Annotated in this window: 6 protein-coding genes; 2 read left to right on the top strand and 4 right to left on the bottom strand. The window is 39.6% G+C overall.

Translation table 11 applies throughout. The features are described from left to right. Positions 1-227: 227 nt before the first annotated feature. The gene (locus AAKU61_RS18625; RefSeq protein ID WP_354334702.1) at positions 228-692 is read right to left on the bottom strand and encodes a hypothetical protein; all 465 of its coding nucleotides are present in this window, start codon (positions 690-692) and stop codon (positions 228-230) included. Positions 693-1,970: 1,278 nt separating this feature from the next. Between AAKU61_RS18625 and AAKU61_RS18620 the strand changes: the two genes are divergently transcribed. Further along, positions 1,971-3,305 (top strand): replication initiation protein, encoded by a 1,335-nt coding sequence (locus AAKU61_RS18620; protein WP_354334700.1) that lies wholly within the window; start codon positions 1,971-1,973, stop codon positions 3,303-3,305. 30 nt (positions 3,306-3,335) lie between these two features. Here AAKU61_RS18620 and AAKU61_RS18615 read toward each other — a convergent pair whose 3' ends face one another. Both AAKU61_RS18615 and AAKU61_RS18610 read right to left on the bottom strand, forming a co-directional pair. Continuing rightward, the gene (locus AAKU61_RS18615; RefSeq protein ID WP_354334698.1) at positions 3,336-4,370 is read right to left on the bottom strand and encodes a ParB/RepB/Spo0J family partition protein; all 1,035 of its coding nucleotides are present in this window, start codon (positions 4,368-4,370) and stop codon (positions 3,336-3,338) included. 4 nt (positions 4,371-4,374) lie between these two features. Then, positions 4,375-5,028, bottom strand: coding sequence for an AAA family ATPase (locus AAKU61_RS18610; protein WP_354334696.1), 654 nt, complete (start codon positions 5,026-5,028; stop codon positions 4,375-4,377). A 700-nt stretch (positions 5,029-5,728) separates the two neighbouring features. Here AAKU61_RS18610 and AAKU61_RS18605 point away from each other — a divergent pair. Beyond that, entirely contained in the window at positions 5,729-6,493 is a 765-nt protein-coding gene (locus AAKU61_RS18605; RefSeq protein ID WP_354334694.1) for an IS5 family transposase, read from the top strand. Positions 6,494-6,828: 335 nt separating this feature from the next. Here the strand turns inward: AAKU61_RS18605 and AAKU61_RS18600 are convergent, their stop codons facing one another. Next, a complete protein-coding gene (locus AAKU61_RS18600) occupies positions 6,829-8,919 on the bottom strand; it encodes a site-specific integrase (protein WP_354334692.1) in 2,091 nt (696 codons plus the stop codon). Positions 8,920-9,392: the final 473 nt, after the last annotated feature.

Here is a 9,392-nt window from a genome sequence, read left to right as displayed (position 1 = left end):
TCATCAAATAAAGATTTATTCATTTTATTCAATTAACGGTCATATTTAAAATTAAAAGTAAATAAAAACAACATCTTGGCTACAAGTCCAAAGAAACTCGGCTGCACACCTTCGAAAATTAAGTGAAATAACCATTGCGGCATTGCAATTCCATAATAGTATGCTAATTCCGTGACCGTTAATTGAATTATAAAATGTATTGGATTCCAGGACATGGTCAGTACCCGTCAGTTGTTATAAAAAATCGAGAGCATTGTTCTTTTTTTTAAACCCAATAATTTATTGGAACTTACGACATCCGAAGCTATCTTTACATTTAGTACGATTGACGTACCTACATTCAATAACAACCAAGGCATAAATCCTGCCAACACCGCTGGTGTTCCCCGACCAAGATCATCGATAAGCCAAATGGTCGGACTCTTTGCGTTGAAGAGATGATAAATCTGACCTAGGGGAAGAAATTTTGCATGAGTACCATCGGCAGATGGAAATCCTAAACCTTTAGCATCAGTGAGATCAGAAACTGCAGGGATACTGATAATCACATTGTGATTAAGAGCGCTACCAACAAGCTTCACAACAAATGTTTTTCCTATGCCTAGTCCACCAACAACTAAACTAGACCGCTTGTGCAAAACAGCACGACGAAGGGAAATTCTCTCGTCAGAAGGACTCATTTTAGATTCCATGGAAAAAAAGGAATCTAAATCCTTTAGGATTAGATCCCGGGGGTGAATAAAATTTCAGTTGAGACCTGAATTAAGCCTTTGCGGCTAACAAACGATGTCAGTTTCCTGACTTAGATACCGTTTTTTTTATCCTTTGATTCGCAAAATATCTATATGAGATATATTTTTTACGTACTTTTAGTTTTAACCTTTTGGTTTTCGGGCGAAGCTTTATCATAAAGCGTGCTCACCAAATAATATGACCGAGAATTTTCTATGTGATCCAATCGACAAATCAATATTTTTATATCTTCTTGGCCTGCTGAAATAACAAAATTTTCCTGTCGATATCAAATAATAGATCTGTTAAAGGTGAGTAATTCGAATAGCTTATAAAAAAACCACGTTTGCATTAGGTGAGATTTTTAAATAGCATTGTTTTGAAATACGTTACGGTGAGAACTTTGAATAGGAGATGATCAAAACTATTTGTATTTGTAAATTAGTGCTCACTTATTGCCAAAGCTTATTAATACTTGGGATTAGAGTTGAGTGAGCTTTTTTATGGCTATTTAAAACCCTCACCTTTTAAAATCTGTCATATCCAACATAAATTCTTTTTTAAAAGGCTATTTAAAACCCTCACCTTTCCACTTCTATGCTGGCTATTATTTGGTGTAGGCGTTTTTTTTTGTTTAAATATTTAATTATTTAATAACTACATTAACCAACAGCATCATTTAACTATTCAAAACACTCACCTTTGAAACTATTCGACTAAATATTTTTAAGGTATTTTCTACACAGCTATTCAAAAACATCACCATTGACCGTATTCGGGGCTCTTAAGCATTTTCATGGCATTTGCTATTGAAAGTTCTCACTTTTCAAAACACCATCTGAACTTTGTCCACGGCCAAGAGAGTTATTAACAGTAGCTATTCAAAAGGATCACCATTCTTTTCATGGCTATTTAATCCACATCCCTCACCTATTCAAAAGACTCACCCGCTTATTCAATCAACATCCCTTTGTTCTTTAAAAACATCACCGTAGATATTCAAAACCATCACCCAAATTCCTCCTAAGTCAATGTTTATGCGGGTTTAGAGGAATTAGATGTTTATAAACTTATTTAATGTTTACTTTAATAGTTAACAACTAGAAAGTTGTTTCTCTCAACGGGCTTTAACAAGAATCACAACGAGGAAGCAACAAAAACCAGTTGATCACTTGAAATCTTTGACCGCAATACCAAAAGGTGAGAACATAAAAATACTTTCTCACCTTTTGAACATAATGATCAAAAAGAAAACAGATAACTACAGCCTGTCATTATTTAATGGCCAAGCAACGGACATTTTTAAAAAGCCTGTCCAAGCGTCACAAATGATCATTCAAAATGATGTAATGACCGGTCAACAACTACTTGCTTGGAATATTTTAGTCAAAAATGCCAAAGAGCAAAAAGATCAATGGAAGAAAGATACGCAATTGATTCGAAACCCGGATCGGACGTATAGGATCTCGCGGAAAGAATTAATGGATAGAATGGGATACCAGTCTACCAATAGAAAGCCATTTAAACAGGCGTTGATGAAGATGCAGGACATCAAAGCCACATGGGACGTGCTTGGTACTGACAACGAAAATATCTGGGCGTCGTGTGTATTACTGCCTTTCGTGCAATGTGACGACGAGTTTGTTACCTATGCATTTGTAAATCAAATAGAACCAATGCTTTTTGAGTCTGCTATTTACTCAAAACTGGACTTAATTATTCAAAAGAATCTTAAGCTAGACGCTTCAAGAAAATTATATGACTGGCTTAATCGATATAGGACTAATCCTTCTCATCTCAGCAACAAAGATTTATGGAGTTTTTGGAAAAAAGTCATTCAGGGTGACGTAGATGAAAATAGCTACACAAAAGAATATAAGATTTTTAAACGGGATAAATTAAAACCTGCAATTAAAGAAATAAATGAAATCTCTGATTTGATTATTGAGCTTTTCGAAGATAAAGACGGCACCAGGAGCGTTAAATTTTTGCAATTTAAAATTCATGAAAAACCTAAATTTACGAACGAAACTGAAGAAAAATTGGCTGCCAAAGAACCTCGAATTGATCTCGAAAAAGAATTTTCAAGACTGAACATCAGCTCTTATTATAAAAAGAAAATCATAGCTAAGCATCCTGACAGACTAATTGCCGCGAATATTGAATATACAGTAGCTCGCCTTAAAGGTAACCCAGAGTCTATTTTGAACCATGGCGCGTATCTAACGGCTGCGTGTGAGTCAAATTATGCTGGTTATAATTCAGATCTTCATTCAGTTGTTAAAGGCGTTTCTGATCCGATCGATCAAACTAACAAGATCATGGAGGCCATTCATAGAGCCCGTAATCTTCAAGCTGAAAAAATGTTCGTGGAAATGGAAGAGGTTGATCAGACCGATCTCATTGAAAGTTTTAATAAGAATCTTAAAAATGACGAGGAACGAATCCCGGCCGAAAAAAGCAAACGAGGAAATCGTCATCTAATCCCCTTCTACACATGGCTAGCAAGGCAAACGTGGGGAGATCCAACTCCCCAAGAAATTATTGAATACACATTAAAAAACAATACCTAATAAAAAAGCCGCTTAAAAGCGGCTTTTTTATTAGGTCAGACGAAATTGTAATTTGAGAGTTTCTAAGATTTGTTTTCGCTTGTCGTCATTAGGCTCGTTAATCTCCAACAAAATTTTTCCAGAATCAAAGTCTTTGATATGTCCGATTAATTTTAATTCATCTGAATCTAAGATTTTATATTGCCTAGAATTTTCTTTAGTTTTTCGTGGAGGCTTAGGTTTTTCTAAAGCTGCCCTGGCATTTTTAATTTGGTCACGGGTATAGTCATCGGTAACGATTTTTTTTACCATCTCTAGTGTAGCTTCTTCTGTCGCAACACCTGAGTAAAGCTGAAGTTCGTATAAAGACGATAGTGCAAACTTGACGCTTTCTTGTTCCTCAATATAATTAATAACAGATCTTGGAAGATTCAAAACACTTATAATCTTATTGATATTGGAAAGAGAAATTCCAGTTTCCTCGGCTATGGCTGATTCATTCTCGTAAATACCATCATTTAGTAATTTTCTCCAAGCAGAGGCATTATCAAGAACTGTTTGGTCTGATCGTTCTGCATTTTCTTTATATGATAATTTGTATAATTCTCGATCAGAAATCTGTTCATAAATCATCAAATCCATGAATCCAATATTAGCTACTTCAATGCCTTTCCAACGATAATGGCCTGCAGCTAATATAAAACGTCCATTTCTAATGGTTGCAATACCCGGCACCATCTGCCCATCTGCTTTAATTTCCAAAGACATTTTATGGACGCGTTGTGGCTTGTAATTGACTCGTGCGTTATAAGGATTGGGTTCAATCAAGTCATACGACACTCTTAAAAAGTAGGGAATTTTATTCCCACATTCTTTTGCGACTGTAACAATCTCACTTTCACGCGTGAAAGTGGAAGGTGTATTTTGATTAGTCACTACAGAAGGTTTAAGCAGAGGAGTCGTAGACAATGGATTAGGCACCGAATTAGCAATATTTTCTGCCGAAATAAGTCGCTCGGTTAGTTCGCTATTTTCTTTTTCTTTTTTTTGAGCTAAAGCGCTTTTCATTTTGTCGAACTTACTCATAGCGTTAGTGCCCCAATTCAATTAAAATTTCGTCAACAAGTTTTGAAACTTCCTTACCTGCCGCTGATTTAGGTGATGTTATAGAGATACAAGAACCAAAAATTTGTGACTCTGGATAGGCTACTCGATCTGCTAGCTGTGTTTCGAACATCGAAATCGCTGCATTATCTCTAAGCTCTTCCAAACAGACCTGATAGGCTTTGCCGCGTGGAACTCTAGCTGCCAACACTTTGACCTTTAAAGAATGGTTATGCCGCTTAGCAAGTTCTGTTAAATCTATTGCTTTCTTACTTGCCCATATATTGCCCATGTCTGGCAGAACAGGAACGATTGCCAATTGTGAAGCCAGTAGCACATGCCAAGGAACTTCAGAGTCGATAGCTGGAGGGCAGTCAATTAAAATATAATCAAAATTTGGAGAATGTTTCCGAATCTCAGAAAATATTTTAGAGCCAACCGCTGATAGTGAAAAAACTGTTGCTGGGAACGGTGTCTCATCAGGTGATTGGCTGTTCCAAGTCACCGCGGTACCTTGAGGATCCATATCGATTACCGCAACCTTATTACCTCGCACTGCTAATTCACCAGCTATTTGCATAGTTGATTGAGTTTTAGCACAACCACCTTTCTGGTTTACTAAGCAAAATACTTTAGCCATAAATTCTTTTCCTATTGATATACGCAAAAGCAGTTTTGTTTTGAAGCGAGCACTTTCACGCGTGAAAGTGCTCGATAAGAAATTTTATTAATTATATATGAATTCTGATCCCTACATGTTAATTTCAAAAGAATGTGAAAATTATTCTGTGGTATTTTTCTAGGATAGACTGGATTTTATGTAAGTTAAGGTTGTCGCTTGCTATAACGTTATTGATACAACTACCTTTCGAAAATTTAAAACTTTCACGCGTGAAAGCTAGTTGAATCTCTGTATTTAATTCATGAAAGTATTCGCATTCGTTTTACTAGCAGTAAACAATATTTATAAATCTTTCCATTTCCTGAATGCGCGTCTCAATTTCTACCGTAATGTTTATCGTAACCGTTGCGTGCTGCCTTTCTCAATGTGGGATGCACTTTCAGCAAATTCAAACCGAATCGCTTCCGCAGCTTCTTGGAAAATTACCTTCAATATTTCATAAAGCCATTTATTAGATATCGTATCGTTCGGCATTGGATTTCGACTGTTTGAGAGAGCAGGGGTGTGGCACCTTTTAGCCTGTCTATCAATGGAGTTGCCTCAGAAGCATCTTTCATTGAAGCATATCCACGATAAGCGTTGTTGAATAAATCGTGAATCCGTCGGAGAAGTGTATAATTTGACATGATTCTACAAAAACGCCGATGCCAAGCCGCTAATGCCTTACATATTTAACGAGAGTCGCCGAGAAAAGATCACGAAGTCGAAATATAAATTGACGAATTGGCGAGAATATAATGAAGCATTGCGTAGGCGCGGCGATTTTACGATTTATTTTACAGAGGATGCGATAGCCGGTTGGCAACCGGCAAAACCGGGAAAGCGAGACCGACCGCCGGAATATTCGCATGTAGCAATCGAAGCGATGCTGCTTATTCGCCAAGCGTATCATCTGCCGTTGCGCCAAACCGAAGGGATGATGACTTCGCTTGCGCATTTCATCAAAGCCGACATCGCCATTCCTGACTTCAGCACCATTTCCAAACGCAGCATTGAATTACCAACGCATGTTCTGAGTAAAGCGGAGAAGCCTGGCAGTGCGGTGATTGTCGATCGCACCGGACTCAAGGTTTATGGAAAAGACGAATGGCACCAAGAGAAACACGACGTTCCAGCCCGGCGCACTTGGCGCAAGCTGCATATTGTCGTCGATGAAAAACTTCATATTGTCGCGTGTGAATTGACCACTCCAGAAGTAGGTGACCTCACAGCCGTACCTGATCTCGTCGGTCAAATCGAGACGCGCATCGAGAAATTCATTGGAGGCGATACCTACGATGGCGTTCCGGTTTCTCAAGCGGTCCTGGCCAAACTCCAATGCAAAAGTGATCGTCCCGCCGCACAAGACGGCCGGGTGTTTCTGACGCAGGCGATACGTAACGAGACGGGCATATTCAAGCCATTGCCGAATTGGGATGCATAGCTTGGCAGAAGATCACCGGCTACAATAGGCGAAACTGGAATGCTGTTGCGACACAAACAATCCTAATGCCGCCAATAAGCGGGAGGCAGTTCCTTTGTTTCGGCGTATTCCTTCAGAACGCGGTCGCATGACGAAAACACTGAAGGAATGGCGCATTTAGTTTTTGATGGTGAAATATCTTTTTATATCAATGGGTCAAGTAACTTTTTGGCGAAAATTTCCAGGATCCCGGCCAACCCTCTTCAGGGTGAGGTTTTACGGCTGACCTGATAAAGTAATTCCGAAGTGTCCTCCTAAACTTGTTAAAAAGTTAGGAGGACAAAAAATTTTCATGCCTATGATTTTCTATTTGCTACCGTTTTACCAAATTCTTCCATTGCTTTCACGCGACGTTCCATCTCAGGCGTAATGTATATGCCAGTGGTTGCTATAGACCGATGTCCAAAATTAAGTTTCACTATCTCAATTGGCACACCTTTTGCAAGCGCGTGCGTGGCAGATGTATGTCTAAGCCAATGAGTACTGGCCATCTGCAAGTGCTTTGCACCCTCCGGTGATATTTTGGCAAACTCGATTGAGACGGATTTAAAAAACTTAACTAGTGATCGATAAATTTGACTCTTTGCCATAACCCCATTTTCTTTGCGCTTTTCTGGAATCTCGTTGAGCTTTTGAAGGTGTAACGGCGCATCCATCAGGAAATCTATCAATTGAACATCGCCCGGTACCGCATCAAAACCTTGATAGCCCCGATGAGCAAAATAGGAAATCAGTTGATCCATACAAACGGAAGGGAAGGGGACCTCACGCGCACGATTGCCTTTTCCTACAACTGTTAAAATCCAGCCTGACGAGTCCTCAGTGCTTCCAACCCGATACACCAGGTCACCCTTTGAGGCATTAGCCATCTCAGACAAGCGAATACCAGTCATATAACCTAAAACAAGGATAAATTTTAGGCGCTCTTTTTTACCACTGTCTGGCATGTTTTCAAGATACTGCAATATGAAAGACCACTGCGTCTGTGTAAGACTGTGGTGTACTGCAATCTCGGGCTGTTGTGCCATGCGTGGCTTGACGCCATCCCATGGATTTGAATCTAAATAATGTCGTTTTGTTAGCCAGGCACACATGCTAGAACAAATAATGATGGCGAGACGTTGCGAGCTTAGCTTGAGAACGCCATTCCGACTCGTATGCTCGATTTGCCATTGTTTTCTCAATAATGGTGGTACATCTTTAGGTGGTTTGGGCGGTTTTAATTCTTCAAAAGGACGCCAATTCACGCTCAACCGTTCTGTATTGCGTTTCCCCAACCACCTTGCTTCCGGTATGTTGTAGACGGTATCCCATGTATCAGGTTGGATGCGACCGAGATCCCAGAGGAAATCTCGATAGGCAATACAATCTCGCGACGACAGGGAAGAAAGTGGTTTGCCAAGCTCTAGGATTGACCATAATAAAAAGCGTTCAACTTGGTTCCTGTAAGAAAGATAGGTATTTGAATCTTTGATAAAGGTACTGAGCCATACTTGAATCGCCTCATAATCATTGTCAGCCCCGGTCTTATTCCGTAGTCCACGATTTTCACCAAAAGAGCCATCTAACTCCGATTTTGGTTGGAAATACTCAATCGGAACAATACCAAATTGTTTTGGTCGGTCTCGTTTTAATTGAGCAAGATCTAGTTCATTTCGTTTGGATAATGCGTATCGAGATAATGAACTGCAGAGGGCGGTTTCATTGAGCGTAATCCATTTAACGATTGATCTGGCAGTGATCATCCCGAGGCCGGGAATAGGCGCATACCACCGATAGCCGTTGACGTTAATGGTCTCGATCAGCTCCCCCAGTGTATTGACGCCGGCACGGATCAATTTCTTGGCGACGTTTGGTTTTAACCAGGAGGCCACGTTGTCCATAGTGTTTGGATCTGAAACGGCCATTTCGTGAAGCCACAATAAAGCATCGGCTTGGCGCTGTCGCAGACGAACATTTCTATGTGATTTTGAGTTGGTGTCTTTGTCCGCGTACTCAGCTTGAAATAACTCGATTAGGTCTGCTTCCGAGTACATTTCATATGGATCTCTTTCCTCTCTGAAATCTTCAAGCGATGGTATTTTTGTCGCGACCGTCACCAGCTGATCGGGATTAATCATTATGACGCGCGCCATAGAAGACTTACCGAAGCGTTTGGCCACCAGTTTTAATTCAAATCGTATCCAATCCAGTGTAGACCGAGCAACGCGCAGATCAATACTTTGGTCATCCTCAGAAAAGTTTTCTAAGTAAGAGATGGCCAGCTTTCCGAGTTCAATACCCTCAAGATATCCCTTTAAAAAAGCTAAATGATGTCTGCCGACACGTTCGAGAATCAGCGTGGCTTCAAGCCCAGATGCAGATTTTTTCTTAATTGGTCGTGCCATAAAAATTTTCTCTTGCCTAAGTGATTGATTTTACAAGGAGAGAATTTTTACCGAACCGGGAAACACCGCCTTGTGATGTTGTGATTATATCTAATAGCGGAGTTAGTACATTAAAATAATGAGGTTAATTATAGTAGTAATTAACCTCACTTTCGATAATAAAAAATTTTTTGTCTTTTTTTATAATTGTTTCCGTTCCAGTTCTCGCAGCAGCACCAGCATAAGCACACGCACTAACTGCAGCTCATTCAACAAATTTAGCACACACCTTGAAAAATACTAGGAGCTATCGGTTGAGAGTAAAAATCTGGCAGATCAAGTTGAGGAACGGCCGGGATTCAGGTTTTTTTTCGCCAAAAATTGCCTGAAGTCTCTGAATTTAAATAAAAATGCAGAAACTGGCAATGTATACCCATCCCCTCGAAAAAAATAAACGTTTCATGATTTCCGTAAATTTAGACTGGCCATCCCTC

Origin of the sequence: Undibacterium sp. GrIS 1.2 (assembly GCF_040544435.1) — a bacterium.
In the GTDB taxonomy this organism is placed as follows: Bacteria; Pseudomonadota; Gammaproteobacteria; order Burkholderiales; family Burkholderiaceae_D; genus Undibacterium.
Note: the sequence above shows the minus strand (reverse complement) of the source record. Positions and strands in the feature narration are given on the sequence as shown.